This window comes from Pedobacter sp. 01N416, assembly GCF_056399685.1.
Genome location: NZ_JBFTRT010001070.1, coordinates 1 through 519 on the forward strand (window position 1 = coordinate 1; position 519 = coordinate 519).

At 43.5% G+C, this 519-nt stretch carries 1 protein-coding gene; it reads left to right on the forward strand.

Translation table 11 applies throughout. From position 1 onward, the window contains the following. Positions 1 to 519: DUF885 family protein (locus tag AC1DND_RS29275; protein ID WP_477586537.1), on the forward strand; the 519-nt coding region annotated here is incomplete at both ends.

Here is a 519-nt window from a genome sequence, read left to right on the forward strand (position 1 = left end):
GCACGAACTCTTGCCTGGTCATCATTATCAGTATTTTATCAATAACCGTTATAAAAGCTATCGCGATCCTTTTAAAACCCCTTTTAGTGTAGAAGGCTGGCCATTATACTGGGAGCTTTTACTCTACGATAAAGGTTTTGCCAAAACTCCCGAAGAAAAAATGGGCATGCTTTTCTGGCGCATGCACCGTTGTGCCAGGATTCTTTTTTCGCTAAACTTTCACCTGGGTAAATGGACTCCTCAACAGTGTGTCGATTTTCTGGTCGATCGTGTAGGGCACGAACGCGCCAATGCAGAAGGCGAAGTACGAAGATCTTTCAAAGGCGATTATAGTCCTTTATACCAGGTGGCTTACCTTACCGGCGGTCTTCAGCTTTTTGCCCTGAAAAAAGAACTGGTTGATAGTGGTAAGATGAGCTTTAAAGCTTTTCACGATGCGGTGATTAAAGAGAACTTAATTCCTGTAGAAATGATCAGGGCTACTTTAACCAATCAGCCCCTAACCCGCGATTTCACTAC